The organism is Saccharopolyspora sp. NPDC002686, from assembly GCF_040295745.1.
GTDB classification, from domain to species: Bacteria; Actinomycetota; Actinomycetes; order Mycobacteriales; family Pseudonocardiaceae; genus Saccharopolyspora; species Saccharopolyspora oryzae.
In genome coordinates this window covers 1-25,427 of record NZ_JBEOVY010000077.1, presented here as the reverse complement: position 1 = coordinate 25,427, position 25,427 = coordinate 1, and the positions used below count along the sequence as shown (strand labels likewise).

General features: G+C 71.1%; 26 protein-coding genes. 10 read left to right on the top strand and 16 right to left on the bottom strand.

Annotated elements, in window-relative coordinates; all coding sequences use genetic code 11:
- Both ABTZ89_RS13130 and ABTZ89_RS13125 read left to right on the top strand, forming a co-directional pair.
- Positions 1–765: ABC transporter ATP-binding protein (locus tag ABTZ89_RS13130; RefSeq protein WP_351043841.1), on the top strand; the 765-nt coding region annotated here is incomplete at its 5' end.
- 63 nt (positions 766–828) lie between these two features.
- Positions 829–1,377, top strand: a complete 549-nt coding sequence (locus ABTZ89_RS13125; RefSeq protein ID WP_351043838.1) for a GNAT family N-acetyltransferase — start codon at positions 829–831, stop codon at positions 1,375–1,377.
- 128 nt (positions 1,378–1,505) lie between these two features.
- Here the strand turns inward: ABTZ89_RS13125 and ABTZ89_RS13120 are convergent, their stop codons facing one another.
- The 5 genes from ABTZ89_RS13120 to ABTZ89_RS13100 all read right to left on the bottom strand — a co-directional run bounded on the left by ABTZ89_RS13120 (position 1,506) and on the right by ABTZ89_RS13100 (position 6,365).
- On the bottom strand, positions 1,506–2,519 hold the full coding sequence (locus tag ABTZ89_RS13120; protein ID WP_351043835.1) for a MerR family transcriptional regulator: 1,014 nt from the start codon (positions 2,517–2,519) through the stop codon (positions 1,506–1,508).
- A 4-nt stretch (positions 2,520–2,523) separates the two neighbouring features.
- A complete protein-coding gene (locus tag ABTZ89_RS13115) occupies positions 2,524–3,201 on the bottom strand; it encodes a HEAT repeat domain-containing protein (protein ID WP_351043846.1) in 678 nt (225 codons plus the stop codon).
- A gap of 165 nt (positions 3,202–3,366) precedes the next feature.
- Positions 3,367–4,557 (bottom strand): RtcB family protein, encoded by a 1,191-nt coding sequence (locus tag ABTZ89_RS13110; protein WP_351043833.1) that lies wholly within the window; start codon positions 4,555–4,557, stop codon positions 3,367–3,369.
- A gap of 151 nt (positions 4,558–4,708) precedes the next feature.
- Positions 4,709–5,674, bottom strand: a complete 966-nt coding sequence (locus ABTZ89_RS13105) for an asparaginase (RefSeq protein ID WP_351043830.1) — start codon at positions 5,672–5,674, stop codon at positions 4,709–4,711.
- A 46-nt stretch (positions 5,675–5,720) separates the two neighbouring features.
- Positions 5,721–6,365: a FadR/GntR family transcriptional regulator gene (locus ABTZ89_RS13100; protein ID WP_351043843.1), complete on the bottom strand. Its 645-nt coding sequence runs from the start codon at positions 6,363–6,365 to the stop codon at positions 5,721–5,723.
- Positions 6,366–6,586: 221 nt separating this feature from the next.
- Here ABTZ89_RS13100 and ABTZ89_RS13095 point away from each other — a divergent pair, with 221 nt between their 5' ends.
- Complete coding sequence (locus ABTZ89_RS13095; RefSeq protein ID WP_351043827.1) at positions 6,587–7,387, top strand: crotonase/enoyl-CoA hydratase family protein; 801 nt, start codon at positions 6,587–6,589, stop codon at positions 7,385–7,387.
- A 6-nt stretch (positions 7,388–7,393) separates the two neighbouring features.
- Here the strand turns inward: ABTZ89_RS13095 and ABTZ89_RS13090 are convergent, their stop codons facing one another.
- From ABTZ89_RS13090 to ABTZ89_RS13065, 6 genes are all read right to left on the bottom strand, one after another.
- Entirely contained in the window at positions 7,394–7,570 is a 177-nt protein-coding gene (locus tag ABTZ89_RS13090; protein ID WP_351043825.1) for a hypothetical protein, read from the bottom strand.
- Positions 7,571–7,615: 45 nt separating this feature from the next.
- Positions 7,616–8,836, bottom strand: coding sequence for a phosphodiester glycosidase family protein (locus ABTZ89_RS13085; protein WP_351043822.1), 1,221 nt, complete (start codon positions 8,834–8,836; stop codon positions 7,616–7,618).
- Positions 8,837–8,988: 152 nt separating this feature from the next.
- Positions 8,989–9,708 (bottom strand): SMP-30/gluconolactonase/LRE family protein, encoded by a 720-nt coding sequence (locus tag ABTZ89_RS13080; RefSeq protein WP_351043819.1) that lies wholly within the window; start codon positions 9,706–9,708, stop codon positions 8,989–8,991.
- Positions 9,657–10,583, bottom strand: coding sequence for an SMP-30/gluconolactonase/LRE family protein (locus ABTZ89_RS13075; protein WP_351043816.1), 927 nt, complete (start codon positions 10,581–10,583; stop codon positions 9,657–9,659). Before ABTZ89_RS13075 ends, ABTZ89_RS13080 begins: the two co-directional genes overlap by 52 nt.
- On the bottom strand, positions 10,573–12,378 hold the full coding sequence (locus ABTZ89_RS13070; protein ID WP_351043813.1) for a flavin-containing monooxygenase: 1,806 nt from the start codon (positions 12,376–12,378) through the stop codon (positions 10,573–10,575). Before ABTZ89_RS13070 ends, ABTZ89_RS13075 begins: the two co-directional genes overlap by 11 nt.
- Before the next feature lie 175 nt (positions 12,379–12,553).
- Positions 12,554–13,552 (bottom strand): Acg family FMN-binding oxidoreductase, encoded by a 999-nt coding sequence (locus ABTZ89_RS13065; protein WP_270951883.1) that lies wholly within the window; start codon positions 13,550–13,552, stop codon positions 12,554–12,556.
- A gap of 159 nt (positions 13,553–13,711) precedes the next feature.
- Here ABTZ89_RS13065 and ABTZ89_RS13060 point away from each other — a divergent pair, with 159 nt between their 5' ends.
- Positions 13,712–14,596, top strand: coding sequence for a universal stress protein (locus tag ABTZ89_RS13060; protein WP_270951881.1), 885 nt, complete (start codon positions 13,712–13,714; stop codon positions 14,594–14,596).
- Between the two features lie 30 nt (positions 14,597–14,626).
- On the opposite strand, the gene ABTZ89_RS13055 is transcribed toward ABTZ89_RS13060, so the two are convergent.
- Entirely contained in the window at positions 14,627–15,298 is a 672-nt protein-coding gene (locus ABTZ89_RS13055) for a DUF5134 domain-containing protein (RefSeq protein ID WP_351043809.1), read from the bottom strand.
- A gap of 2 nt (positions 15,299–15,300) precedes the next feature.
- Positions 15,301–16,641 (bottom strand): PepSY-associated TM helix domain-containing protein, encoded by a 1,341-nt coding sequence (locus ABTZ89_RS13050; protein ID WP_351043806.1) that lies wholly within the window; start codon positions 16,639–16,641, stop codon positions 15,301–15,303.
- 167 nt (positions 16,642–16,808) lie between these two features.
- On the opposite strand from ABTZ89_RS13050, the gene ABTZ89_RS13045 reads away from it, so the two are divergent.
- The 3 genes from ABTZ89_RS13045 to ABTZ89_RS13035 all read left to right on the top strand — a co-directional run bounded on the left by ABTZ89_RS13045 (position 16,809) and on the right by ABTZ89_RS13035 (position 19,241).
- Positions 16,809–17,357, top strand: a complete 549-nt coding sequence (locus ABTZ89_RS13045) for a sigma-70 family RNA polymerase sigma factor (RefSeq protein ID WP_270951877.1) — start codon at positions 16,809–16,811, stop codon at positions 17,355–17,357.
- 34 nt (positions 17,358–17,391) lie between these two features.
- Positions 17,392–18,105, top strand: coding sequence for a zf-HC2 domain-containing protein (locus tag ABTZ89_RS13040; RefSeq protein WP_351043802.1), 714 nt, complete (start codon positions 17,392–17,394; stop codon positions 18,103–18,105).
- Positions 18,106–18,254: 149 nt separating this feature from the next.
- Entirely contained in the window at positions 18,255–19,241 is a 987-nt protein-coding gene (locus ABTZ89_RS13035) for a DivIVA domain-containing protein (protein ID WP_351043800.1), read from the top strand.
- On the opposite strand, the gene ABTZ89_RS13030 is transcribed toward ABTZ89_RS13035, so the two are convergent.
- Positions 19,238–19,846, bottom strand: a complete 609-nt coding sequence (locus tag ABTZ89_RS13030) for a TetR/AcrR family transcriptional regulator (protein WP_351043797.1) — start codon at positions 19,844–19,846, stop codon at positions 19,238–19,240. The genes ABTZ89_RS13035 and ABTZ89_RS13030 overlap by 4 nt on opposite strands.
- Positions 19,847–19,934: 88 nt before the next feature.
- On the opposite strand from ABTZ89_RS13030, the gene ABTZ89_RS13025 reads away from it, so the two are divergent.
- Both ABTZ89_RS13025 and mca read left to right on the top strand, forming a co-directional pair.
- Positions 19,935–21,293, top strand: coding sequence for a DHA2 family efflux MFS transporter permease subunit (locus ABTZ89_RS13025; protein ID WP_351043794.1), 1,359 nt, complete (start codon positions 19,935–19,937; stop codon positions 21,291–21,293).
- Positions 21,290–22,162, top strand: coding sequence for a mycothiol conjugate amidase Mca (gene mca / locus ABTZ89_RS13020; protein ID WP_351043792.1), 873 nt, complete (start codon positions 21,290–21,292; stop codon positions 22,160–22,162). Before ABTZ89_RS13025 ends, mca begins: the two co-directional genes overlap by 4 nt.
- Here the strand turns inward: mca and ABTZ89_RS13015 are convergent.
- A complete protein-coding gene (locus tag ABTZ89_RS13015) occupies positions 22,143–23,084 on the bottom strand; it encodes a GNAT family N-acetyltransferase (RefSeq protein WP_351043789.1) in 942 nt (313 codons plus the stop codon). The two genes, mca and ABTZ89_RS13015, sit on opposite strands and share 20 nt — an antisense overlap.
- 151 nt (positions 23,085–23,235) lie before the next feature.
- Here ABTZ89_RS13015 and ABTZ89_RS13010 point away from each other — a divergent pair, with 151 nt between their 5' ends.
- Positions 23,236–24,126 carry a phosphotransferase gene (locus ABTZ89_RS13010; RefSeq protein WP_351043786.1) on the top strand — a complete coding sequence of 297 codons (891 nt, stop codon included), beginning with the start codon at positions 23,236–23,238 and terminating at the stop codon, positions 24,124–24,126.
- 41 nt (positions 24,127–24,167) lie between these two features.
- Here ABTZ89_RS13010 and ABTZ89_RS13005 read toward each other — a convergent pair whose 3' ends face one another.
- The gene (locus ABTZ89_RS13005; protein ID WP_270953912.1) at positions 24,168–24,989 is read right to left on the bottom strand and encodes a bifunctional allantoicase/(S)-ureidoglycine aminohydrolase; all 822 of its coding nucleotides are present in this window, start codon (positions 24,987–24,989) and stop codon (positions 24,168–24,170) included.
- Positions 24,990–25,427: the final 438 nt, after the last annotated feature.

Genomic DNA, 25,427 nt, shown 5'->3' with positions numbered 1-25,427 from the left:
GTCGACGACGTCGACGTCGTCCGCGACGGCAACCACCTGCTGCGGTCGATCTCCCTGCAGGTCCACCGCGGCCAGCACTGGGCGCTGCTGGGCGCCAACGGTGCGGGCAAGACCACCCTGATCAACCTGCTCGGAGCGGTCAGCCACCCCACCCGCGGCAGCGTCGCGGTCCTCGGCCACCAGCTCGGCCGCGTCGACATGCGGCAACTGCGCTCCTACGTCGGCCACGTCAACCCCCGACACCCCCTGCACAGCCCGCTGCGGGTCCGTGAGGTCGTGCTCACCGGCGCCACCAACACCACCGAACTCGTGCCGCGCTGGGAACCGACCCCGCAGCAGAGCGCCCAGGCCGACCGGCTGATCAGCATGCTCGGCATGGGCGAGAAGGCCACCGCCCGCTGGGACACCCTCTCGCAGGGGGAGCGCGGCCGGACCCTCATCGCCCGCGCCCTGATGCCCGTGCCCAGGTTGCTGCTGCTGGACGAACCGGCCACCGGACTCGACCTGGCCGCCCGCGAACAACTGCTGACCAGCCTCGACACCCTGCGCGCCGAACACCCGGAGCTGGCCACCGTGCTGGTGACCCACCACCTGGAAGAACTGCCGGCCAGCACCACCCACGCCATGCTGCTGCGCGACGGCCGCTGCCTGGCCGCCGGAGCGGTCGACCAGGTGATCACCACCGACCACATCACCAAGTGCTTCGACCACCCGGTGCGCATCACCCGCACCGACGGCCGCTGGCACGCCCGCGCGGACCGCTGACATGATCAGGCGCGAGAACACCCTTCCAGCGACCCGCACAGCGTTCCCGCGTTGGAGGCAACCGTGGCCCTGGCACTGCCCGAACCCGGATTGACCGACGGCGTCATCACCATCCGCCACCTCGCCGACCGCGACGCGGAGGACTACGCCACCGGCACCACCGACGAGGCCGTGCGCCGCTTCGCGCACCTGCCCAGCCCGCGCTACACCCCGCAACTGGTGCGCGAGCAGATCAGCGGCGTCATCGCCGACGGCCTGCGCCGCGGGAACCTCGCCGTCCTGGCCATCGCCAACACCACCGACGACCGCTTCCTCGGCTCGATCACCCTGTTCGACATCCAGCACGACAGCGCCGAAGTCGGCTTCTGGCTGGCCCCGCACGCCCGCGGCCTCGGCGCCACCCAACGCGCACTCGACCTCATCACCGCCTGGGCCCCGACCCACGGCATCGCCACGCTGCGCGCCCGCACCGAACAGGACAACACCGCCTCGCAACGCACGCTCGAACGCGCCGGCTTCCGCCTCGTCGACGGCCCCACCGAGCACCTCGCACCCAGCGGCGACACCATCACCGGCCTGACCTACGAACTGCCCACCCCACGCAGCCACTGACCAATCGCGGTGCTCGCTCTGCACGGTGCACGAGCGGACTGTCTACGCCCTGCACTGGCAACGGCTGTGGCGCCGCGTACCCGAACGCTCTGACCACATCGGACACTCCACCCGGGCAGATCCGGCTCTCAGGGCTTGGACCGTTCGCCGAGCACACCCACCAGTGCCGAAGCGATGCGAGCCACCGCCCGATCGTCATCGTCGGACAGCTGCTGCAGGACGTCCTGCGCAAGAGCTGCCGGCATCTCGACGAGCGCCTGCGTCAGGCGAATCCGCACCGCGGAGTCCGCAGCGGGCGCGGCGAGCTCCTCGACCAGCGCACTCATGACCTGCTCCGCGCGTCCGGAGCCCAGTGCCAACGTTCCCAAGACCTCGGCCGCCTCGACGTCGTTGACACCCTCGGCCACCATTGCGACGAGCATCGGCACAGCTTCGATCCCGCCACGACTTCCCAAAGCCAGCGCAGCATGCCCGCGCACGGTCGCATCCGAGTCGTCGAGCGCGCCGGCGAGCACCGCGGTCGCCTCGCCGCCGGACATCTCGGCCACCGCCACAACCGCCCGCCGCCGGACGTCGACGTCGTCCGAACGCAGCCCGGATGCCACACTCGCCAAACCGTCACCACCCGCCCGCGCGAGAGCCCACCGCAAGGCCCCTGCGACGTTCGCATCGGCTTCGGCCAGCACCGCCGCCGCCAGCACCTCGGCGGGAACCGGCACCCCCTCCGCCGGGGCCAGGACGCTCTGCTGCCGGCTCGCGGCGCTGGCCGAGCTCAGCCCGCGCATCAGCTCGACGATGCGCAGAACACCCTGCCAGTCCGAAGGCGCGGAAGAATCGACCGCACGAAGGCGCTCGAGCAGCTCCCGCTCCCGCGCCAACCGGTCCTCGGCCCACCGGATGAGGTCGCCGACCAGCGCGGACGGCGTGAACGCCGGATCCTCCAGCGCACGCCCGATCTGCCGCAACGACAACCCCAGCGAGCGCAGGCTCTCCACGTGGAAGATCCGGCGAATGTCCTCATCGGAGTACTCGCGGTAACCACCCGTGGTGCGGCCCGTCGGCCGCACCAGCCCGAGGGACTCGTAGTGCCTGAGCATCCGGGTGCTCACCCCCGAACGCCGCGCCACTTCTCCGATCAGCACGGTGTCACCGGATCCCGTCCGGACCGAGCGCGACGATCCGCCTCGCCTCGTCGAGCACCGAGTTGAAACCCGCATCCGGGTCCCGCAGCAGCATCTCCGTGGCGCGGGCATGCGCAGCCACCACCGGGTCCTCGCTGGCCAGCCCCGGCTGCAGAGCCGGCTCCGCCACGTCCTCGAGCGCGACGAGCGCCCGGCTGAGGCTGAGCTGCACGGTCCGGTCACCCCGACCGAGCTGGCCGACCAGTTCCTCCGCCAGCTCCTTGCGTTCTGCGTCGGGAACGAGGACGACAGCAGCACGCCACGCGCTCCGCGCGACCTCGTCGTCGGCGTCGCGCAACAACGACCGGGTGATCGCTGGCCACGTGCTCCCGTCACCGATCTTCGACAGCGTGTGCAACGCCTGACTTCGCCCCTGAGCCCGCTCGGAACGAAGCTCCGCGAGAAGACCGGGCACCGTGACCTCCGACGGGAAGCGGGTCAACGCCCAGGTGAGCATGTCACGCACGAAGAAGTCCGGCTCAACCGCGCACCGCGCCACCAGCGTCGCGACCAGTCCGAGGTCGGGATGCGTGCCAGCCGCCAGAGCCGCCTTGAGCCGCACCGACGGGCCCGCAGCGCTCAACGACGCCTCCAGCGAGCGGGGGTCCTGAAAATCCCTGTGTGCCGAGTTGATGGGAACCACCTCCGCCACGCAGTCAAGACCTTGTCACCGTGTCAAGGTCAAGCACGCGCGCCGCCTGATCCCCGAACCTTCCAAGCGATCCTCAACACCGCCGAAACCGCACTCGCCAGCAGAAGACCAGCGGCACGAACTCGAGCATCCGGCCTGGTTTACCTCCGGGGACAGCTAGCTCACATTAAAATGGCGAGCGAGCAGCGCGGCGTAGTACCGACGCCACTGCGGTGAAGCGAACTGCCGGCACGGTTCCGAGCCGTAGAGATCATCACCCGGATAGCGCGGGAAGACGTGCACGTGGTGATGCCAAACGTCCTGATCACCGGCAGGTTCGTTGTGCTGCCGATCAGCTTCTACCTTCGTCCGGGACATCCGCCGACCCGCGCCGTGCGAGGCCGATTCGAAGGACCGGGCGTTGCCCAGGCCGCGCACGATGAACGATCCGGTTCCCATGCTCCCCGGGATGATGCCCAGGTCGCCCGACCCGGCCCGGATCGCGCCCTTGCGGGTCACCAGCACCTCGACCCCGTCGTGGACCTCCTCGGCCACGTAGTTGTGGTGGCAGCTGATCGGAGCGTCGAAGCGGGTTCCGGGCACCGTGTCGGCCAGCGCCAGCTGCACCAGGGACAGCATCGTCGCGCGGTTGCGCGCCGCGTAGTCCTGGGCCCAGAACAGGTCTCGGCGGTAGGCCTGCATCTGCGGGGTTCCGGCCACGAACACCGCGAGGTCCGGGTCCGGCAGGTCGGCGTTGTGCGGGAGCTTGCGGGCGATGTCGATGTGCCGCTTGGCCAGCTCGTTGCCGATGCCCCGGGAACCGGAGTGCAGCATCAGCCACACGCGGCCGGCGTCCGGACCGCCCTGCTCGAGGCAGACCTCGATGAAGTGGTTGCCGCCGCCGAGCGTGCCGACCTGCGCCCGCGCCCGGTCCTGCATGTTCTGCACGCCCGGGTGCAGATCGCCGAAACCGGACCAGAACTCCTGCCATCCGCCGGTGCCGTGCACGCGGGCGGGGTTGACCGGGGTGCGGTGCACGGCGAAGCCGACCGGGACGGCCGACTCGATCCGCCGCCGCAGCACGCCGAGGTCGTCGGGCAGGTCGCTCGCGGTGAGCGAGGTGCGCACCGCGCTCATCCCGCAGCCGATGTCGACGCCCACCGCGGCCGGCGACACCGCGTCGCGCATGGCGATGACGCTGCCGACGGTGGCGCCCTTGCCGTAGTGCACGTCGGGCATCACGGCCAGGCCGTGCACCCACGGCATGTTGGCGACGTTGTGCAGTTGGCGCATCGCGGCGTCTTCCACGGTCTGCGGATCCGCCCACATCCGGATCGGCACCCTGGCGCCGTCGACTGCCGTGTGCATGATCGTCCTTCCTCCGAACTCCTGGAACTCGTCAATGATCACGCGTTTCCCCGCGCGACGCCACCGAATTAATCGACGGCGCGGCGAGGTGCATCACGGAGACCGTCTGATGTGGACGAATTTCGCCGGAGGCCGTGGAAGGCCGGTGGGATCAGGCGGCGCGAAGGTCGGGCGACAACTCGTCGACCACGGCGAACCGCGGATCGGCGAACGGTTCCAGCGCCTCCGGGGCGACGCCCGCCAGGGCCAACGCCGCCAGCGTTGCCGGAAGCCGTGCGCGGTCGGTGCCGTCGGCGATCTTCAGCGCGATCGCCGTGCCGTCCGGCAGCGCGGCGATCTGCACCGCCTCGAAACCGTCCTTGGCGATCAGCCCCGGCACCGCCCGCATCAGCGCGGTGGCATCGCGCCGAGTTCCGCCGACCATCTCGGGGTGCGACCGGATCGCCTGCGCGACAGCGCTTTCCGGCGTCCCGTCCGGTGCGCTGGCGATCCGCCCGGCAGCCGCGGCCAGGCCGCGGAGCGACACGGCGAACAACGGCGCGCCGCACCCGTCCGCGGCCACGTGCGCGATCCGCTGCCCGGTGAGCTCCTCGACGGTGGCCGCGATCTCCCGCTGCAAGGGGTGGTCCGGATCCAGGTAGTCCGCTGTGGACCAACCGTTCACCTGCGCGGTGCGCAACATGGACGCGTGCTTGCCCGAGCAGTTGTGCGCCAGCTTGCGCGCCGGTCGGTCCGCCGAGATCCAGCGGTCCCGCTCGACCGGGTCGAACGGCAGGTCCGCCGGGTTGCCGAGGTCGTCCTCGGTGGATCCGCTCGCGGCCAGCACGCGCCGGGCACCGTCGAGGTGGACCTGCTCGCCGGAGTGGCTGGCGGCGGTCAGCGCGAGCAGCTCCGGCGGCAGCGACAGGCCGAGCCGGACCATGGCCACCGCCTGCACCGGCTTGGCCGCCGAACGCGGGTAGAAGGCGCTGTCGACGTCACCGGCCTGGAACAGCGTCGAACCGTCCGGTCCCAGCACCACGACCGAGCCGTGGTGGACGCTTTCGACCAGGCCGTCGCGCAGGACGTGCACCAGCGGCGCGTGCGCGGGCACCCCGGTCGGGGGAGCGGGGTTCATTCGGGGGCCTCCTCGTGGGGCGCGGTCGGATCCGGCTGCGGGGTGTTCAGGGGCGGCTGACGAGGTCACCGAGCGCGTGCTCGACGTTCGCCAGGTGGTGGGCCATCGCCTCGGCCGCGGCGCTGTCCTGGCCGCTGGCGATGGCGTCGACGAGCTCGCGGTGCTCGGCATCGGAGGCCGCGCGGCGGTCGCCGCGCTGGTTCAGGAAGGCGGACTGCCGGGCCAGGGCGTCCCGGATCTCCTCGATGACCTTGCCGAACACGGGATTTCCCGAAGCCTGGGCGACGGTGATGTGGAACAGCGAGTCCAGCGCCACCCACGCGGTGTCGTCGGTCTCGCGGGTCATCCGCTCCAGCAGGTCGGTGAGCAGGTCCAGGTCATCGGGGGTGTGCCGCAGGGCGGCGTAACCGGCGGCCGGGATCTCCACGTGGCGCCGCACTTCCAGCAGGTCCCGCGCCGAGTACGAGCCGAATCTGGGGTTGTCGACGGGTTCGTCGGCGACGACGAAGGTGCCCTTGCCTGCCTGCGACGTGGTGAGCCCGAGGGCCTGCAGGCCGCGCAGCGCCTCCCGCACGACCGATCGGCTCACCTGGAACTCCCTGCCCAGCGCGGCCTCGGACGGCAGCTTGGCGCCGACGGCGTACTCGCCGCGCGCGATGGCGTCGCGGAGGTGGGCGAGCAGGGCCTCCATCGCGCTGACGCGCTGGAGACCGGTTGTCCGGCTGTCAGACAGGTTCACAGCACGAAGCCTGAATCGAACACGTTCCGTTGTCAACAGTTCGGCGACGCTGGACCGAAAGGGCGATGAAGAACACGTCCCGTGACCGGGGGTCGATGATCGAGGGGTGTCGACCAGCGATGTTACCGACCAGTAGGATCGGGTGGTCCACCGCTGAACCCGAGGAGTCGCAGATGTCGGATCGCGTGTCGGTCGAGATCGACGGGCCGCTGGCCCACGTCACGATGACCCGGGAGGACCGGCTCAACGGGCTCGACCTGGAGATGCTGCGCGCCCTGATCGACGCCGCCGCGAAGGTGCGCGCCGACCGGTCGGTGCGGGCGGTCGTCCTCAGCGGTGCGGGGCGCTCGTTCTCGGCCGGGCTCGACTTCGCGTCGGTGGGCGAGAAGCAGGGGCAGATGATGCTCAACTTCCTCCGGCCCCCGTGGCGCTCGACCAACCTCTACCAGGAGGCGTGCTGGGCCTGGCGGCGGTTGCCGGTCCCGGTGCTGGCGGTGATCCGCGGCCACTGCTTCGGCGGTGCGCTCCAGCTGGCTCTGGGTGCCGACTTCCGGTTCGCGACGCCGGACGCGCAGTTCTCCGTGATGGAGGCGAAGTGGGGGCTGGTGCCGGACATGAGCGGCACCGCGACGCTGCGCGAGCTGCTGCCGATGGACGTCGCCAAGCGCCTGGCCATGACCGCGGAGGTCTTCGACGGGACCAAGGCGCACGAGCTCGGCCTGGTCACCGAGGTCGGCAACGATCCGCACGCGGCGGCGGTGGAGCTGGCCGAGCAGCTCGCGACCCGCTCCCCGGACTCGGTGGCCGCGACCAAGCGCCTGTTCCAGCGGGTTTGGCACGTTTCCCCGTGGCAGGCGTTCCGCTGGGAGAGCGCCTACCAGCTCCGCCTGCTGCTCGGCGCCAACCACAAGATCGCCCGCAAGGCGAACGCGGGCAAGGCGGTCGCCGAGTTCGCCAAGCGCACGTTCCGGTGAGCGCGATCAGCGCTTCCCGCGGCAGGGGGCTGCGGCGCGGGCGGTGATCCGCGCGGTCAGCTCGCCGGCGGTGCCGCCGCGGCTCAACTCGGCGGTGATGGCGGGGACGAGCCGGCGGCAGCACAGGTGCACGACGGCTTCCAGCCTGGCGTGCGTCCGCTGCAGGTGCAGGAGAGTGCGCATCGGTTTCCCCGTTCCGTGTCAGATACCCCTGCAGGGTATCTGATCTCAGCGGGAGAAGACGCCGACTCCGTTGGCGACCGGTCGCGGCACACCGTCGGAGGGCACGTTGCGCACCGTCGCCGCGTCCTCGCCGGGTTCGCGGACCGCCACGGTCGAGGAACCGCCGCCGTCGAGGTTCATCCCGTCGACCGCGCCGAAGGACTGCAGCAGCTCGGCCGTCTCGCGCACGTTCAGCCCGGTGCTGGCCGCCGAACGCCCGTCCACGGTCAGCAGGTAGGCCGTGCTGCCGTCCGCGCTGACCCCGGCCGCCGTTCGCGGGGCCAGTTCTCCGGTGTCGAGGTCGGGCAGCGGACGTCCGCCGCGCAGGATCGGGAAACCGCCGACCGCGAAGTCCAGCGGCGGCTCCTCGGCTGCCGAGAGGTGCGTCTCGACGACGACGCGATCACCGACGGCGAGCTTCTCCAGCTCGGCGGCACCGCCCTCGCGGCCCACCAGGACCACCGTTCCGGACGGGATGTCCCCGGCGCCGGGCTGGTCCTGCGCGGAGGTGACCACGCCGTCGCGGACGACGACCTCTTCGGTCTGCTCGCTGCACGGCGCCGAGCGGTCGGTGTCGGTTCCGCACACCGCCCTCGCGCGCGAAACCTCGCCCCAATCCGAGTTGTAGACGCCGATGCCGTCCACCGGCAGCGCGTACTGGTTCAACCCGGAGATCTCGGCGGTTCGGCCACCGCTGCGGAGCAACCCGTCGAGTTCGAGGCTCGAGACGCGCGCCCGCCGGTCGGCGCCGACCCCGAAGACGTCCTCGGTGGAAGTCCCGGCGGGCAGCGCGGGACCGAACCGCTGGCCGTTGGGCACTGCGGCCTTGAGGTCCTCGCCGTCGGCGATCGCCGGGCCCACCGACGATCCGGTGGCCGGGATCCCTTCGTGCGACTCGCTGATGTGGAAGAAGTCGCCGTTCACGCCGGCGACCGCCCGCTGGGCGTTGGTCATGTCGGGGATCTCGTCGCGCGCGGCGACCGAGTCCGGGTGCAGCAGGTCGAGCTCCACGGTCGGAACGCTCAGGTCGGCGGTGAGCAGGTAGGCCACCACCGGACCGTGCGCTGTGGACATCTCGAACGACCGGTACGCGACGCCCGGTGCCAATTGCGTCTCGGTGCGCAGCGATTCGGTGGCTGTCGCAGCCGGCGTGGAGAACAGCAACGCGCCGACCGCGACCGCGGTGCTCAACGCCTTCCGGCGCCCGAGCTCGACGAGGGCCATCATCGACCGCCTTCCTGGGATCCCGCACTCCGGTTTCGATCACCGAACCACCCGGTGGTGAACACCCGGTGTGCGAGATCCGAACTCCGCGAGAAGACGATCAGTGCGGAAAGCGGACGAACCGGCTTCTAGGCCGAAATGCGCTCCAGGAGGCGCTATTCGCGCGAACGGCGTCGCAGGCGGAGCACGCTGCCTTCGCCGTTGGCCGAGATGTAGAGCGAGCCGTCGGCTCCCGCGGCCACGCCCGCGAACGGCACCGGCACGCCCGGCAGGCCGTGCTGGAACAGCGCCGGTTGCGCACGTGCCGTCCCCGGCGGCAGGCCGACGGCGAGGTCTCGGGCCTCGACGCGCCGCTCACCGGTGGCCAGGTCGATCGCGAGCAACCTGCGCCGACCCGTCTCCACGACGAACAGCTCCCCGTCGAGCACGGCGATGCCCTGCGGTGCCTCGAGCCCTTCGGCGACGAGCGCGATCCCGCAACCGTCGACCAGCGACACCGTGCCGGCCCGCTCGTCGCTCACGTAGCAGCGGTCCTGCTCGTCGATGGCGACGTCGACCGGGGAGTCCAGGTCCTCGGCCAGGACGTCCAAGGCGTCGTCCTCGGCGATGGTCACCACGCGCCCCCTGCCGGTCTCGGCCACCACGAGGCTTCCGTCCCGGCGCGCGGCGACGCCGGTGGGCCGGGACAGCTCCCGCGCGCGGGTGGTCAGCACCCGGTCGTCCGGCTCGTAGGTGCGCACGTCGCCGAACTGCGACGTGAGGTGCACCCGCCCTCGGTCGTCGGTGGCCACACCGTGGCTGAACACGAGCAGCTCGCGCGTCGTCACCTCGCCGTCGTCGACGTCGGCCAACCGGTAGTTGTCCCCGGCGAACACGGTGCCGGAGCGGTGCGCCGCCACCCCGAACGGTCCGACGAGCCCGGTCGGCACCACCTCGCGCGCTCGTCCGTCCGGGGAGAGCTCCGCGATCCCGCCCGCCGCGAAGCTGGACACGAACATGCGGTTCTCGGCGTCGAAGGCGGCGTTGTCCATTCCGGACACCTCGCCCGGCACGACCGAGCGGTCGCCGGAGCCGAACAGGTCGATCCGGGTGACGATGCCTTCCTCGCCGCGAGACAGGTCAGCGATCCGCCCCGGTCGAACCGGACCGCCACCGGCGCGTGCACGTCTTCGGCGACCAGTTCCGGTTCTCCGCCGTCCGGCGAGACGCGGTGCACCTCGCCGGTGATCATGTGCGGGTAGTACAGGCAGCCGTCCGGGCCGAGCTGCATCGCGTTGCCCATCGCCAGCCCTTCGGCGAGCACCACCGGTTCGGCGCCGGGGGTCACCTCGAGCACGCGACCGCCCACGCGCATCTCGTTGACGAACACGCGATCACCGACGCACGCGATGCCGTTGGTCGCCGCGACCTCGTCCGACACCAGCGTGAACGCGCCGTCCGGCGTGCGCCGCCACACCCGGCCGGGGGTGAGGTCGGTGATGTACATCGACCCGTCGGTGCCGAACGCCAGGTCGTCGGGCGACTGGATCGGGCCGTCCAGGTCCACCACCACTTCGACGTCACCGGATCCGAGGTCCACGGCGCTGATGCGGCCCGCCACGTACTGCGCGACGTAGAGCCTGCCGTCCGGTCCGAAGGCGATGCCGTTGGACCCCCACAGCGGGTTCGCCTCGGTGAGCCGTTCGATCCGCCACCGCTCGCTGCGCGGCAGCCGGCCGGATCCGCGGTAGCGGTCGTGCTCAGCTCGCATCGCCGAGCACCTCGTCGATGCCCTCGCCCTCGCGCCACTCGCGGAGCAGCCGCTGGAAGGCCGCTGGACCGGGCCCGTAGGTCATGCGGGGGCCGCGGGACACGCCTTCGTTGTTGTAGTAGCCGGGGGTGCACTCCGCGGCGAAGCGCTCCTGGTCCGGCGCGGTCGACCGGATCGTCTCCACCCAGGCCTGCTCGGCCTCCGGAGTCGGTTCGACGCACTTGGCCCCGCGGCGGCGGGCCTCGGCGACCACGGCGCCGACGTGGATCGCCTGCTCGTCGAGCACGTGCACGAAGTTCACCGAAGGAGCGTTCTGCAGCGATCCCAGGTGGAACAGGTTCGGGAAGCCGTTGCTGCAGAACCCGTGCAGCGTGCGCACGCCCCCGGTGGCCCACGACTGCAGGAGCCCGATCCCGTCCCTGCCGTGCACCGGGAGCCGCCCGGTCATGGCATCGGACTTCCCGACCTCGAAACCGGTGGCGAAGATGATGCAGTCCACCTCGTACTCGGTGCCGCCGACCACGAGAGCGCGTTCGGTGATGCGCTCGACGCCACCGTGGTCCGCGGTGTCGACGAGGGTGACGTTGGGGCGGTTGAACGTCTGCAGGTACTCGTCGCTGAAGGTGGGCCGCTTGCAGCCGTAGCGGTACCAGGGCTTGAGGCGCTCCGCGGTCGCCGGGTCGTCGACGACCTCGTCGACGCGGCTGCGCAGCTGGTTCATCTTCTGGAAGTCGAGGATCTCCTCGATCCGCTCCCACTCCTCGCGCGGCAGGTGCGCGTGGGCGTCGGTGGCGATGATCTTGCCCAGCACGTGCCCGCTGCTGGTCCAGGCGTCGGCCACCAGGTCCTCGGACACCTCGTGCCCGGTGACCGCGGCCTGGAAGTTCTCCCGGCGCCGGGAGTGCCAGCCCGGTTCCAGGGAAGCTGCCCACTCCGGGTCGGTGCGCCGGTTGCCGCGCACGTCCACAGAGGACGGTGTGCGCTGGAAGACGTAGAGGTGCTCGGCGTCGCGGCCCACGTGCGGCACGACCTGGACGGCCGTGGCGCCGGTGCCGATCATCGCGACGCGCTTGTCGGCGAGTCCGGTGAGACCGCCGCCCGGCCCGCCTCCGGTGTAGCCGTAGTCCCAGCGGCTGGTGTGGAAGGTGTGCCCGGTGAAGGACTCGATGCCGGGGATGCCCGGCAGCTTCGGGTGGTCCAGGGTCCCGTTGGACACCACCACGTACGTCGCCCGCATCTCGTCGCCGCGGTCGGTGCGCACGATCCACTCGCCGTCCCAGCGCAGCTCGCGCACCGCGGTCTGGAAGCACGCGTCGCGGTAGAGGTCGAAGGTGCGGCCGATCGCCATCGCGTGCTGGCGGATCTCCTCGCCCGGCGCGTACTTCCACTCGGGGACGTGGCCCACCTCCTCCAGCAGCGGGAGGTAGACGTAGGACTCGATGTCGCAGTGGATGCCCGGGTAGCGGTTCCAGTACCAGGTGCCGCCGAAGTCGCCGCCCTTCTCGACGATCCGGATCCGCTCGAGCCCGGCCTGGCGCAACCGCGCACCGGCCAGCAGACCGCCGAAGCCGCCGCCGATCACGACGGCGTCCACCTGGTCGTGGATCGGGGCCCTGGTGAATCCGGGTTCCGCGTGGGGATCTTCGGCGTAGTAGCCGAACCGGCCCTCGGCGCGCTGGTACTGCTGGCTGCCGTCCGGGCGGACCCGGCGCTGGCGTTCCGCGCGGTACCGCTCGCGCAGGGCGTCGGGGTCGAAGTCGAGTTCCTCGGGGACCTGCGGCGGGAGCGTCGGCATGCTGACCCTTCTCGCATCGGTGGCGCTGGCCGCAGCGCTGCGGCATTTTTAAATCAACTGACTGATTTAAAACGCTACCAGCGATGTCCGGACGTCCGTCAACGCAGGTGTCACTTGTGCTGGGTTCGTCGGATCAGCACTGCTCACATGGTGTCCACTGCGGACTCGCGGTGGGTCAGCCGCGATGTTCGGCGGTCACGACGTCCTCGAGCGGACGTCGTGGCGTGGCCGGGACGGGGGATCCGTAGCCGATGCGCAGCACGATCTGCGGCCACAGGCCGCACCCGAGGAGTTCGCGCAGTTCGCGGCGGGTGTCCGGGACCTCCACCACCTGCGAGAGGAACGAGCTGGCCAGCCCGTTCGCCGTCGCGGTCAGGAGAACCCGCTGCATGGCCATCCCCGCCTGCAACTGCGCGTGCCGGGAATCCTGGAACGAGCCCAGGACGCAGATCAGCGGCTCGGGCTCGAAGTCCTTGCCCGCGACGCGGGTGCGGGAGTTGCCGCCGCTGAAGTCCCGCACCACGAACTCGTCCTGGGGTTCGGGCGTGGGGCCGCTGGTCCGGGCGGGAACTCCGTCGCGCTCGTGGTCGGAGCGTCCGGTCCAGTGCTGCCACTCGGCCACGAACTCCGGGTCGTCGAGCTGCGCTTGGTGCGCCTTCCGGCTCAGCGCGCTCAGCACGGATCGTTGCGAGCGGTCCAGGACGGCGAGCCACCCGCGCTCGGCCTCGGCCGCCTGCCGGAGGTGCTCCTGCAGCACGGTCGGAACGAGATCTTCGCGGAACGGCTTGCGGTTGGTCCGGCGCTTCGGGATCGCCGCCGCGAGCTCCCGTTCGGCCGGTGTGGCAGGTCGTCGCGCGCACGCGCGCACGGCCGCCAGCAGGGTCGGGCGTTCGTGCTCGGGGAATTGCCGGACGTCCGGCACGGCTCCGAAGGAGCGGATGGCCAGCCGCAGGTTCAGCAGGGCCGCACCGCAGGCCAGCACGAGCTCGCGGTGATCCGGGTCGGCGGCCTTCAGTGCGCGGTCGGGATCGGCGTGCAGCTCGATCGCGTTCGGCGTGCAGCGGAACCGCCAGGGCTGGGTGTTGTGCAGCGATGGAGCGGCGGTGGCCGCGATCAGGACCTCGCGGACCTCGTCGACGGTCAGGCTGCCCACTGCCGTGATGCTCGCGTTCATCGTGACCCCTCCGTCGCCCCGATGCTCTTCCAGCCTGTTGGTGCACCGGCGGATCAGGTAGAGCCGATGGTCACCATCCCAGTGGGTGACGAAGTGCTCTGACGTCGGGGTCCAGCGGTGGCGCAGTCTGGAGGTCGGGCCTGGAGGAGGGGGAGCGTCATGTCCGGAACCAGCAGCGGCGCGGTCGTGGTGGGGTTCGACCTGTCGGAGTCGTCACGGCGGGCAGTGCGGTGGGCGGCCCGGGAATCCGCCGGCCGGGGCCGGTCGCTGCTGCTGGTGCACGTGCTGACCTGGCCGTTCGAGGAGCACGCCGCGATCAGGGTGCCGGGGGAGGGCAACGTGGTGGAGCCCCTCCAGCAGGCGCTGCGGCGCGAGCTCGCCGGACTCGTCGAGGAGTGCCACGAGGTCGACCCCCGAATGGAGGTGCGCAGCGAACTGCCGTTCGGCGATCCGGTCCAGGTGCTCGCCGCGATGGCCGTCGACGCCGAGCTGCTGGTGCTCGGCGGGCCGCAGCTGGAAGCGGCGGTCGGCCTGGGCGCGACCTCGGCGGAACTGCTGGCCACGCGCGGCGGCTCCCCGGTCGTGGTGGTCCGCGACGGCCGCGACATCGCGGAGTCGGCGCCGGTGGTGGTGGGCGTGGACGGTTCGGCCACCAGCCGCGCCGCGATCGGCTTCGCCTTCGACTTCGCCTCCCGCAACCGCTGCGACCTGGTGGGCGTGCACGCGTGGAGCGATCTGCCGCTGGATCCGTTCTCGTGGGTGGGCAAGTGGGAACTGCCGTGGTCGGAGGTCCGCGAGGACGCCGAGGGGCTGGTCGCCGAATCGCTGGCGGGCTGGGGCGAGCGGTACCCGGACGTCAAGGTCCGGCGCGTGGTCACCCCGGAGAAGCCCCGGCAGGCGCTGCTGCGCGAGGCGGAGCAGGCTTCGTTGCTGGTCGTGGGCAGCCACGGCCGCGGTCGCGTCCGGCGCAGCCTGCTCGGTTCGGTGAGCCACGCGGTGGTCAACCGCGCACCCTGCCCGGTCGCGGTCCTGCGCGCGGCCTGATCGTCCACTGTGGATCCGTGAGCGGACCGGTCAGCTCGCGGCCAGGAACATCACGCCCATCCCCGCCGCCATCGCGGCGTGGCAGGTCGCTTCGTAGGCGGCCTCGCGCTGCGGCCGGGTCCGGGCCTTCCGGCCGATGTCCACCGCAGCCGACAGCCAGGGCAGCGACGTCAGGACGAAGTAGCCGCCGAGCAGCGCGAACACCACGGCGATCCCGTTCTCCTGCGCCGGATCCGGTGCCGAAGCCAGGATCCCGGAACCCATCGAGTGGTGGTGGACGTCCTCGGAACCGGATTCCCCGTGCGACATCAGCGACGGCATCGCGGTCAGCATCCAGCACATCGCGAGCGCCATCACCGCGTGGTGCGCGTCCTGCCAGCGGCGATGACCGGTGCACCCGACGAGATCGGTGGTCAGCGCCAGGAACCACACGGCCATGACCGCGAACAGCACGAGTTGCGGGGTGGCGGGGATCGCCATGCCCCACGGCCAGCACATCGCGACCATCGCCGCGCTCATGACCACGTGCCAAGCGGCGCTGATCCGCACCGCGGGACTGCCGGGAACGTCCCGGTCCTGATCGGTGAGCCGGCCGGAGAGCGGCGAGATCGGTTCCGCCCGGATGATCCGGTGCAGGCCCCAGAGCGCGGAGGCGGTGAACAGGACGGTCAGGATCCAGCGGAGCAGCAGTGATTCGACCACGGTCAGACTCCCGTCGTGCGGCGGGCGCCGAGTGCGACGTCGACGACCAGGAACAGCAGCAGCGAAGCGCCCAGCAGCGGCAACGCGTACGCGATGAACGCGGCGGCGAGGATGATCGGCGCCAGCACCCGGCCGGGCACGCGCCGCCACGCCCCGCGCTCCGGCGGTGAGCCGAAACCGCGGGTCGGCCTGCGCAGCCACCACATCCGGTAACCCAGGGCCACCATGCTGATCAGCCCGACCGCCAGCGCTGCGAGCACGAGCTGGTTCGGCAACCCGAACAGCAGCCCCATGTGCGCGTCGACGCCCCAGCGGGCGAGCTTGGCCATCAGCGGGAAGTCGGCGAAGCGCAGCTCCGACACGACCTGCCCGGTTCCCGGGTCCACCGCCACCGAGTCCAGCTGCGTCGGCCAGTGCCGCTCGGTCTGCGTGACCGTGTATGCGCCGTCGCCGGGCGCGGTGATCTCCACCGGGCCGGCCACGCCGCGCTCGATCGCAGCAGCGTGCACGCGGTCGAAGCCGACATCGCCGGTGGCCGGACGTGGCAGATCGGTGGACACCCCCGGCGCCTCCCACGACAGCGCCGAGCGCAGCTGGCTGACGTTCTCACCTGCGAAGAGCGACCAGGTCAGGCCGGTCGCGGACAGGAACAGCAGGCCCGCGCACGCCCACAAACCCACCGAACCGTGCCAGGACAGGACTCGTCGCCGGCCCTCGCCGCGGAGTCGGGGAGCGACCAGCGAGCGGGCGTTGTTCCGCTTGCGCCGCAACCACATCAGCAGCCCGCCCAGCGCGATGACCCACAGCCAGCTGGCGGCCAGCTCGCTGTAGATCCGGCCGACGTCACCGACGTGCAGGCTGCGGTGCAGCTCGTCGATCCAGGTGCGCACCGGCAGCGCCTGGCTGCTGCCGTAGGTGTCCAGCACCCCGCGGACCTCGGAGGTGTGCGGATCGACGAACACCGTGCGGCGGTAGCTGTCGGACGGCGCGTCGGGTGCGTTGAAGATCACCTGGGTGGTGTCGGTGGGCGTCGGTGCCGGGCGCACGGCGTTGAGCTCGGCGCCGGGAAGCGCGTCGCGCGCGGCATCGACCTGGGCCGCCAGCGACTGCGTGGTCGGGCCCGGTGGCACGTGCAGCTCGTGGTCGTAGACGGCTTGCTCCAGCTGTGGCGTGAAGATGTAGAGCAGCCCGGTGAGCGCGGCCACCAGCAGGAACGGTCCGACGAAGACCCCGGCGTAGAAGTGCAGGCGCCGCACCAGCGGTCTCAGGGCGGGCCACCACGGCTCGTCCGAGCGCTGCGGTGGTTCCGCCGTTTCCCGAACGGTGGACTCCTCGACTGGCATGCTGCTCCTCGCCCTGATCGGCATCGTCGGATCAGCAGTCGCGCCAGGGGGCGTCGCGGTTCCCGGCGATCCGGCGCAACACCCGAAACGAGTAGCCGCTTGCCGGGCGGGAAAGCCTGCTGCGCAAGCATTCTCGTGCGCCTGATCCGCCGGTAACGTGCGTGATCATGAGCAACTCCGCGGTCGAGGACGCTCGACTGACCGATCTGGCCCTGGCGGCAGGGCGTGGTGACCGGGCCGCGCTGGAGGCGTTCGTGCGTGCCACGCAACGAGATGTGTGGCGCTTCCTGGCGCACCTCGCCACCCCCAGCAGCGCCGACGACCTGGCCCAGGAGACGTACTTGCGCGCCCTGCGCAGCCTGCCCCGCTTCGAAGGACGTTCCTCGGCGCGGACCTGGCTGCTCGCGATCGCCCGGCGGGTGGCCGTCGACCAGGTGCGCTACGAGCGCGCGCGGCCGGTGTCCCCGGTCGACGCCTCGGCGGTGGAACGTCCGCAGCGGGGCAGGTTCGAGGAGATCGTCGAGCTCAACGTCATGCTCGACGGCCTGGACCCGGAACGCCGGGAAGCGCTGCTGCTCACCCAGGTGCTGGGGCTTTCCTACCAGGAGACCGCCGAGGTGTGCGGCTGTCCGATCGGTACTGTGCGCTCCAGGGTCGCGCGGGCGCGGGAGGACCTGCTGGGGGATCGCCTTCGGCGGTCCGAAGAAATCGGGTGAGACCGGGAACTACGGGAACGCGGGCGACGACTGGATGGACGTGGACTGTTCGCACTTTCGCGAGGGGATCTCGGCGCGGTTGGACGGCGAGGAGCCGCAGATCTCCGCGGCGGAGCTCGACGAGCACCTGGCGGCCTGCTCGGGATGCCGGGAGTGGCAGCGCGGTGTCGTCGACCTGACCAGGCGGCTGCGCATCCGCCCGGCCGAACCGGTTCCAGACCTGGTCAGCGGGGTGCTGGCGGCGCAGCCGCACCGGCGGCGCTGGCCGCGGCTGCTGCTCGGATGCGTGGCGGTGTGCCAGCTGCTGCTCGGGTTGGTGCAGGCGACCGGCCTGGTCGCACTCGGCCACGGCGATCACGGCGAGTCGATGGGCGCGCACCTGTTCAACGAGAGCACGGCCTGGAACGTGGCGCTGGGCGTGGGTCTGCTGCTGAGCGCGGTCAGGCCGCGGACGGTTTCGGGCCTGCTGCCGGTGCTTTCGGCCTTCCTGGTGGTGCTGACCGGGTTCAGCGTCGTGGACCTGATCAACGATGCGGTCCCCGCGGCGCGACTGCTCTCGCACGGCTTCCTGGTCGCGGGGCTGGTGCTGCTGGTCTTGGTGCGCCACGACCAGCGCGATGCTCCGAGACCCGGTGCTGCGGAGTCGCCCGGCCAGCGCGCGAGCGCCGGTGGAACGGCCGAGCCGCCGGACCAGGACGACGAATCGGAGCGTCACCACCTGCGTCCGGTCAGTCACCATGCTGCGTGAGATGCGCCATTCGGTCCAGTGCGGGTGGATCGGGACTTGATCTGGCGCGCCGGGTTGGGCAAGCTGTGCGGCGCAGAACGGGCGAGTCGGGGTCCGGCGTGGTGGCCGGAATGCGTCCGGTGGAGACCAGCTCGCCTGGAGGCACACCGATGCTCACCCCCGACGACGTGCTCGACGTTGTCTTCGCCAGGGCATGGCGGCGCGAACGCGGCTACGACGAAGCCGAGGTCGATGCCTTCCTGAAGCGAGTCGTGGCGACGTTGCGCGGAAAGCAGGCGGTGACCGCGCGCGATGTGCTGACCGTCGAGTTCAGCCCGCGCAAGCGCGGCGGCCGCGCCTACAAGAGGACGCAGGTCGACGCCTTCCTGGACAAGGTCGCGCTCACCCTGATGAAGCGCGAGGTCCGGGCGTCGCAGAGGGCGGAGCGAACTGCGCAGCGGACGCGGCGCACCGAGCTCGCGGAGCCGTCGCAACCCGAGATCGTGCGGCGCGCCGAGCTGGTCCCGCCGAAGACCGAGATCGTGCGGCGCAGCGAGGCGTCGGCCGAGCCGAAGCCGACCGATCTGGTGCCTCACGCGGGCTTCGACCAGGCCGGACCGCAGCAGGCCGCGGTGGACAAGGCGGAGGTGGACGCGTTCGTGGACCGCGTCTCGGCGACCTTGCGCGGAGAGGACACCTTGACCGCGCAGGACCTGCTGACCGCCCGGTTCAACCCGCCGCAGCCGGGCCACCCCGGATACCAGGAGGCCAGCGTGGTCGCGTTCCTGGTGATGGTGTCGACCAGCATCAAGCACCTGTCGCCGCGCAATCGCGCGATTCCCGCGCAGCGGATGCCGATCGCCCAAGCCTTCCGCCGGGTGCGCGACACGCCCAAGCTGACCGCGGAAGCGATCAGCTGTGTGGTGCTCAACGAAGCCCCGCCGGGGGAGCAGGGCTACGACGTCGACCAGGTCGACGACCTGCTCGACCGCGTGTCGGCCACCCTGCGAGGCGCCGACGCGATCGCCGCCGCCGACGTGCGCTTCGCGCAGTTCCGCGAGGTCGACGCGGGCGGCTACGACCCGGACGAGGTCGACCTGCTGCTCGACCTGATCGCCGAACACCTCGACGCCGTCCCGGCGCCGGACCACGCTTAGCCCGCGTCGACCAGCCGCTCCAGCGCGTCGAATGCTTGCGCGGCAAGGGGTTCGAGCGCTTCGGCGATCTCATCGGCCGCCTGCCCGGCGACCGTGCGCCGCTGCACTTCGCCGAACAGCGTCCGGTGCACGGCGATGACGTGCGCGGCGGTGATCGCGGCGGTGAACTCGTCGAACTCGCGCGCCAGCACGGCCGCCAGGGCGGTTTCCCGCTCCTCGTGGATCTCCCGCAACCGGGCCAGCAGCGTCGGGCTCCCGGCGATCAGCCGCGCGAAGTCCTGGCCGGAGAAGCCGAGCATCGCATCGCGCTGCGCCAGGTCCTCGAAGTAGGTGCGCCGCAGCGCCGCCAGCGGTGATTCGCCGGCGTCGCGGCCCGCGACGACCTCGCCGAGGCGGGCGATGAACTCCTCGTGGATGTCGAGGACGAGGTCTTCCTTGCGCGGGAAGTGGTTGGTGACGGTCATCTTGGCCACCCCGGCAGCGGTGGCCACCTGCGCGATCGTCACGTCGTCGAAGCCGCGCGCGACGAACAGCCGGGTGGCGATGTCGGAGATCTCCTGCCGCGTCTGCCGCTTGCGCCGATCCCGCAATCCCGTCGTGCTCATGCTCGTCAGTTTAGACCAGACCTAAAAATTAGGCTTGACCTAAAAACTAGGTCGGACCTAAGTTCATGGTCGAGCTGAGGAGGTGACCATGACGGCTTCGACCGGCGTCCGCGCGGCGCGATCGGCCGAGCAGACCGACGCCGAGCTGCGGCGCACGGCGGGGATCCTGCTGTGCGCGGCGGTCCTGGCAGGGCTGGACGCGACGATCGTCAACGTCGGCATCGACGCGGTGGCCAACGACCTGGGTGCGCCGCTGAGCACCGTCCAGTGGGTGATGACGGGCTACCTGCTAGCGGTGTCCGTGGTGATGCCGATGTCGGGCTGGGCGTCGGAGCGGTTCGGCGCCAAGCGGATGTGGCTGCTGTCCGTGGCGCTGATCGTGTTCCGCGTGGTGCAGGGCATCGGGGGCGGGATGATGCAGCCCATCGGCCAGGCGATGGTGGCGCAGGCGGCCGGCCCGTCGCGGATGGGGCGGATCATGGCCGTGAGCTCGGTGCCGGTGATGTTCGCGCCGGTCCTGGGCCCCGTGCTCGGCGGCGTGATCGTGCAGGGCCTGGACTGGCGGTGGATGTTCCTGGTCAACCTGCCGATCGGCGCGGTCGTGCTGCTGATCGCGGTGCGGTCGCTGCCGTCGATCGGCGCCCGCTCAACGCAGACCCGGCTGGACCTGCGCGGTCTCGTGCTGATCTCGCCAGGACTGGCCGCGGTGGTCTACGGGTTCACCGCGGCAGGGGAGGTGCGTGGATTCACCGAGCCCGGCGCCTTCGTGCCGCTGCTGCTCGGTGGGGCGCTGCTGGGGACCTACGCGGTTCACGCGCTGCGCGGTGATGCGGCGCCGTTGATCGATCTGAGGTTGTTCGCCCGACGCGGATTCGCCGCCGCGACCAGCAATTCGTTCCTGCTCGGCGCATCCCTGTACAGCTCGATGCTGCTGATCCCGCTGTACTACCAGCAGGTCCAGCAGGTCAGCGCGCTGGACGCCGGGTTGCTCCTGGCGCCGCAGGCGTTGGGCACCGCGATCACCACCTACCTGGCGGGACGGTTGGCCGACCGGATCGGCCCGCGCCCGCTGCTGGTCACCGGGATCGTCGTGTCGCTGGCGGGAACCTTCGCCTTCACCCAGCTCGCCACCCAGCCGCCGGTCTGGCTGCTGGTCGCTTCGCTGGTGGTGCGCGGCATCGGGATGGGCCTGACGATGGCGCCCGGCATGGCCGCGGTCTACCGGAGCGTCGCCCGGCACGAGGCGCCGCGGGCCGCGAGCGCGTTGAACGTGCTCAACCGCATCGGCGGCTCGCTCGGCACGGCTGTGCTGGTCGTCGTGCTGCAGAACGGTGATCCGGACCCGGCGGTGGCGTTCGGCACCACGTTCTGGTGGGCGTCGGGCATCACCGCGCTGAGCCTCGTCCCCGCATTCCTGTTCCCGTCCCGGCAGAAGGAAACGGCATGACCCTGCGCTTGATGAGCGTGCACGCCCACCCCGACGACGAGTCCAGCAAGGGGGCGGCCACGCTGGCCCGCTACGCGGCGGAAGGGGTGGAGGTCCTGGTCGTCACCTGCACCGGTGGCGAACGCGGCGATGTGCTCAACGCGGCGGTGGACCGGCCGGAGGTCCGGGACGACCTCGCCGGGATCCGAAGGCAGGAGATGGCCGCCGCTGCCGAGATCCTCGGCGTGCGGCAGCGGTTCCTCGGGTTCGTGGACTCCGGCTTGCCCGCGGACGGAGATCCGCTGCCGGAGGGCTGCTTCGCCCTGGCACCTCTGGACGAGGCGGCTGGAGCTCTGGTCTCGGTGATCCGCGAGTTCCGGCCGCACGTGGTCATCACCTACGACGAGTCCGGCGGCTACCCGCACCCGGACCACATCAGGACCCACGTCGTCACCGTCGAGGCCTTCGACGCGGCAGGCGATCCGCGGCGGTACCCGGAGGCCGGGCGCGCGTGGCAACCGCTCAAGCTCTACTACCAGGCCGCGTTGTCGCGGAGGTGGTTCCAAGCCCTGCACGAGGCGATGCTGGACCGTGGCGTCCCCTCGCTGATCGGGCCGGTGCTCGACGAATGGCCGGACGACGTACCGGAACTGGAGGTCACCACCCGCGTGCACTGCCCCGAGCACTTCGCCACCAGGGACCGGGCCGCGCTCGCGCACGCCACGCAGATGGGACCGGACAGCCCGTTCTTCGCCCACCCCCGGGAGATCGAGCGCGATGTCTGGCCGACCGAGGACTACCACCTCGCCAGGTCGGAGGTGCCCACCACCGTCCCGGAGGACGACCTCTTCGCCGGTGTCCCGGAGTCGGTCAGATCCAGGCCATCTTGAGCTCGCGCTGGAAGTTGACGTACCCGGCGCGGCGGAAGGCGTTCGCCATCGGCGTGTTGCCGAGGTCCGTGGCGGCCCGGATGCGGGGGACATCCTGGTCGGCGAGCACGCGGGTGCCCTCGGCGAGGACGTCGTCGATGTAGCCGTTGCCGCGGTGGGCTGGCAGGATCGCGATGTAGGCGATCGAGGCGTTGTAGCCGTTGTGCGTCGGGAGGACGAATCCCACCGGCTCACCACCGGGCAGCGTCGCGACCCGCCACCACTCCCGAGGGCTGGTGCAGCGGGCGAACTCGTTCTCGTACTGCTCGGCGGCTGCTTCGCGGGCCGGCATCCGGGTCAGGTCGTCGCGTGAATGCGCGTCCAGGGTTCCGTCCAGGACAGCGGTCATCAGGTCCAGGAGCTCGTCGGTGTCCTCGACCGGCCGGAACCGGAGACGCCGGCCGGGCTCGGGAACCGGCGATCCCGGACGCCACTCGAAGCGCAGCCGCTCGACGAAGAGCTCGGCGCCGAGCCGCTCCAGCACGGCCATCCGGTCGTCGACGACCTGCTTGCCCGCCGGGGTGTCACGCCAATCGGGTTCGACGAAGCGGCTGTACCCGGGAGGACGCGAACCCGTCGGAAGAGCGGCGGTCATCGCGGTGCGCAGGAGCTGCACGCCGATGTCCACGCGATCGGATTCCGCCGCGTCGACGTCCACGACGTCGAGGACCACGGGTGCGTCGTCGCCCGGCCGGCTCCACCAGGCCGCTCGCGCCAACAACCGGTCGCCGCGCAGCGCAACCCACATCCACTCCGGACGCCGGCGCCCGGAGGCCAGGTCGTCGGCCAGCTCCTCGTTGAGGGCGTAGGGGATCCGGCAGAACAGGTCGAGCTCGTCGGTCCCGGTGATCGGGCGCGTGATCAGGTCGTCTTGCGCGGTCAAGGCATCCTCCAACGATGGCGCCGCCCGCACGGTCCCGGCGGTGCCACCGGGGAGAAGACAAGCGCGACGATCAGGAGGAGCTTAGAGCCGGCTGTTCCGGTTTGTCGCGGCATTTCCGAAAACCGGTTGCCCACCGCCGGATACTGGGCAGATGACCCCGAACGACGACGAGCGCACCCGCGCAGGTCTGGCCGCAGCACTGGCCGTCGCGCAGAGCTTCGGCCTGCCGAGCGGAGATCCGCGGGTGGTGTCCGATCGGGGCAACTTGGTCGTGCGGCTGGCTCCGGAGCCCGTCGTCGCCCGGGTCGCCACGCTGACCGCGTGGACCCGCCGCGACCCGTCGGCCTGGCTGGCCCGGGAGGTCTCGGTCGCATCGCACGCGGCTCGGCGAGGTGCAGCGGTCATCCCGCCGGCGTCCGGAGTGGACCCGGGGCCGCACGAACGCGACGGGTTCTGGGTGAGCTTGTGGACCTACCTGCCGTGCTCATCGCAGCGGGCGGACGCGGTGGCCAGCGGAACGGCCTTGGCCCGGTTGCACCTCGCGCTGGCCGACTGCCCGGCCGAGCTGCCGTGGCTGACCCCGGCCGCGGACCAGATCCACGATGGACTCGCGGCGCTGGAACGAGCGGACGTCCTCGCCGCGGGCGAGCTGAAAGAGCTGCGGGCGCAGCACGAAGCAGTGCTCGCGGAGCTCGACGGAATCGGCGGCGCCGATGGTGTTCTGCACGGCGATGCCCATCCGGGCAACTTGCCGCTGGCGGACGGGCAGTGGCGGTGGACGGACTTCGAGGAGGCCTGCCGCGGGCCCAGGGAGTGGGATCTCGCCGTGCTGGCCGGGAATTTCAGCGCCGACGCTCCCACCGCGCTCCGCGCGTACGCCGAGGTGATCGGCGAAGCACCTTGCGATCCCGCGGATCTCGCCCCGTTCCACCGCGCACGCGAACTCGAAGGGCTGGTGTGGTTCCTCGGCATGGCGCACCTGGACCCGGATCGCTACGCAGCCCGCGCTCGTGGCCGGTTGGCCGAGTTCCTGGGGAGTTGACGTCGGCCCGGCGGAGCGTTCCGCCGGGCCATCGCAGGAGATCAGGTCAGCTTGATCTGGCGGTTGACGTCCTTGTACAGCAGGTAGCGGAACTTGCCGGGGCCACCGGCGTAGCAGGCCTGCGGGCAGAAGGCGCGCAGCCACATGAAGTCGCCCGCCTCGACCTCCACCCAGTCGTCGTTGAGGCGGTAGACGGCCTTGCCCTCGAGGACGTAGAGGCCGTGCTCCATCACGTGCGTCTCGGCGAACGGGATGGCCGCGCCCGGCTCGAACGTCACGATGTTGACGTGCATGTCGTGCGACATGTCGTTCGGGTCGACGAACCGCGTGGTCGCCCAAGCACCGTCGGTGTCGGGCATCGGCGTCGGCTCGATGTCCTGCTCCTGCACCGCGAACGGCTTCGGCGCCGGGATGCCCTCGACCGCCTCGTAGGCCTTGCGCACCCACTGGAAGCTGGCCACCGCGTCGGACTCGTTGGCCACCGACCAGCTCGCCCCGGCCGGCAGGTAGGCGTAGCCACCCGCGGTCAGCTGGTGCTTCTCGCCCTCGATGACCACGTCGAGCGCGCCGGTGAGCAGGAACAGCACCGACTCCACGCCGCTCTCCGGTTCCGGCTGCGTGCTGCCGCCGCCCGGCGAGACCTCGACGATGTACTGCGCGAACGTGGTGGCGAAGCCGGCGATGGGCCGGGCCAGGATCCACGACCGGGTGTTGGTCCACCCCGGCAGGTTGCTGGTGACGATGTCGCGGAGGACGCCGCGAGGGATGACGGTGTACGCCTCCTTCACGACGGCCCGGTCGGTCAGCAGCGTCGTCTGCGACGGCAGGCCACCTTCAGGCGCGTAGTACGTCGGCTCGCTCAACTTGCAACTCCTGTCCTGATCGACATTCGCACGCTGCCGCGCAAGGCGCGCCGGGTGCGCCGCGCTAGGAGCGTTCGAGACGTCCACAGCGTAAGCCCCAGAGCCCCGAAACGACACCCTCTGTTCATCACATTTACAAGCCCATGACCCGCACCTAATCGGTTTGGCCAACCCGCCCCGCGCCCCACCTCGGCATACGCGCCGCAGTCGATCAAGAGGTCCCGCTGGTCACCCCCGGGTGACGCTGTGGACGGGACGGCGGCACCCGTGGCAGGGGAGCGCGGCCACGGATATCGATGCCCGAAAGCTGGGCCGACTGCACTCACAAGAAAAGGGTCGTGAGTGCGTAACAGTGTCCCGCAACGAGCGCAACCCTTGCCCTACGTTGCCAGCGGGTTATGCCGGGGACTCGTGGGGGACTGCCGGGGTCGGCCAGGC

What these genes read in the sequence shown, in the direction of transcription:
- ABTZ89_RS13110 (WP_351043833.1), bottom strand. Translation starts at nt 4,557, where the DNA reads ATGCACACGGCAGTCGACGGCGCCAGGGTGCCGATCCGGATGTGGGCG.
- ABTZ89_RS13105 (WP_351043830.1), bottom strand. Translation starts at nt 5,674, where the DNA reads ATGAACCCCGCTCCCCCGACCGGGGTGCCCGCGCACGCGCCGCTGGTG.
- ABTZ89_RS13100 (WP_351043843.1), bottom strand. Translation starts at nt 6,365, where the DNA reads ATGGAGGCCCTGCTCGCCCACCTCCGCGACGCCATCGCGCGCGGCGAG.
- ABTZ89_RS13095 (WP_351043827.1), top strand. Translation starts at nt 6,587, where the DNA reads ATGTCGGATCGCGTGTCGGTCGAGATCGACGGGCCGCTGGCCCACGTC.
- ABTZ89_RS13090 (WP_351043825.1), bottom strand. Translation starts at nt 7,570, where the DNA reads ATGCGCACTCTCCTGCACCTGCAGCGGACGCACGCCAGGCTGGAAGCC.
- ABTZ89_RS13085 (WP_351043822.1), bottom strand. Translation starts at nt 8,836, where the DNA reads ATGATGGCCCTCGTCGAGCTCGGGCGCCGGAAGGCGTTGAGCACCGCG.
- ABTZ89_RS13075 (WP_351043816.1), bottom strand. Translation starts at nt 10,583, where the DNA reads ATGCGAGCTGAGCACGACCGCTACCGCGGATCCGGCCGGCTGCCGCGC.
- ABTZ89_RS13070 (WP_351043813.1), bottom strand. Translation starts at nt 12,378, where the DNA reads ATGCCGACGCTCCCGCCGCAGGTCCCCGAGGAACTCGACTTCGACCCC.
- ABTZ89_RS13065 (WP_270951883.1), bottom strand. Translation starts at nt 13,552, where the DNA reads ATGAACGCGAGCATCACGGCAGTGGGCAGCCTGACCGTCGACGAGGTC.
- ABTZ89_RS13060 (WP_270951881.1), top strand. Translation starts at nt 13,712, where the DNA reads ATGTCCGGAACCAGCAGCGGCGCGGTCGTGGTGGGGTTCGACCTGTCG.
- ABTZ89_RS13050 (WP_351043806.1), bottom strand. Translation starts at nt 16,641, where the DNA reads ATGCCAGTCGAGGAGTCCACCGTTCGGGAAACGGCGGAACCACCGCAG.
- ABTZ89_RS13045 (WP_270951877.1), top strand. Translation starts at nt 16,809, where the DNA reads ATGAGCAACTCCGCGGTCGAGGACGCTCGACTGACCGATCTGGCCCTG.
- ABTZ89_RS13040 (WP_351043802.1), top strand. Translation starts at nt 17,392, where the DNA reads ATGGACGTGGACTGTTCGCACTTTCGCGAGGGGATCTCGGCGCGGTTG.
- ABTZ89_RS13035 (WP_351043800.1), top strand. Translation starts at nt 18,255, where the DNA reads ATGCTCACCCCCGACGACGTGCTCGACGTTGTCTTCGCCAGGGCATGG.
- ABTZ89_RS13030 (WP_351043797.1), bottom strand. Translation starts at nt 19,846, where the DNA reads ATGAGCACGACGGGATTGCGGGATCGGCGCAAGCGGCAGACGCGGCAG.
- ABTZ89_RS13025 (WP_351043794.1), top strand. Translation starts at nt 19,935, where the DNA reads ATGACGGCTTCGACCGGCGTCCGCGCGGCGCGATCGGCCGAGCAGACC.
- mca (WP_351043792.1), top strand. Translation starts at nt 21,290, where the DNA reads ATGACCCTGCGCTTGATGAGCGTGCACGCCCACCCCGACGACGAGTCC.
- ABTZ89_RS13010 (WP_351043786.1), top strand. Translation starts at nt 23,236, where the DNA reads ATGACCCCGAACGACGACGAGCGCACCCGCGCAGGTCTGGCCGCAGCA.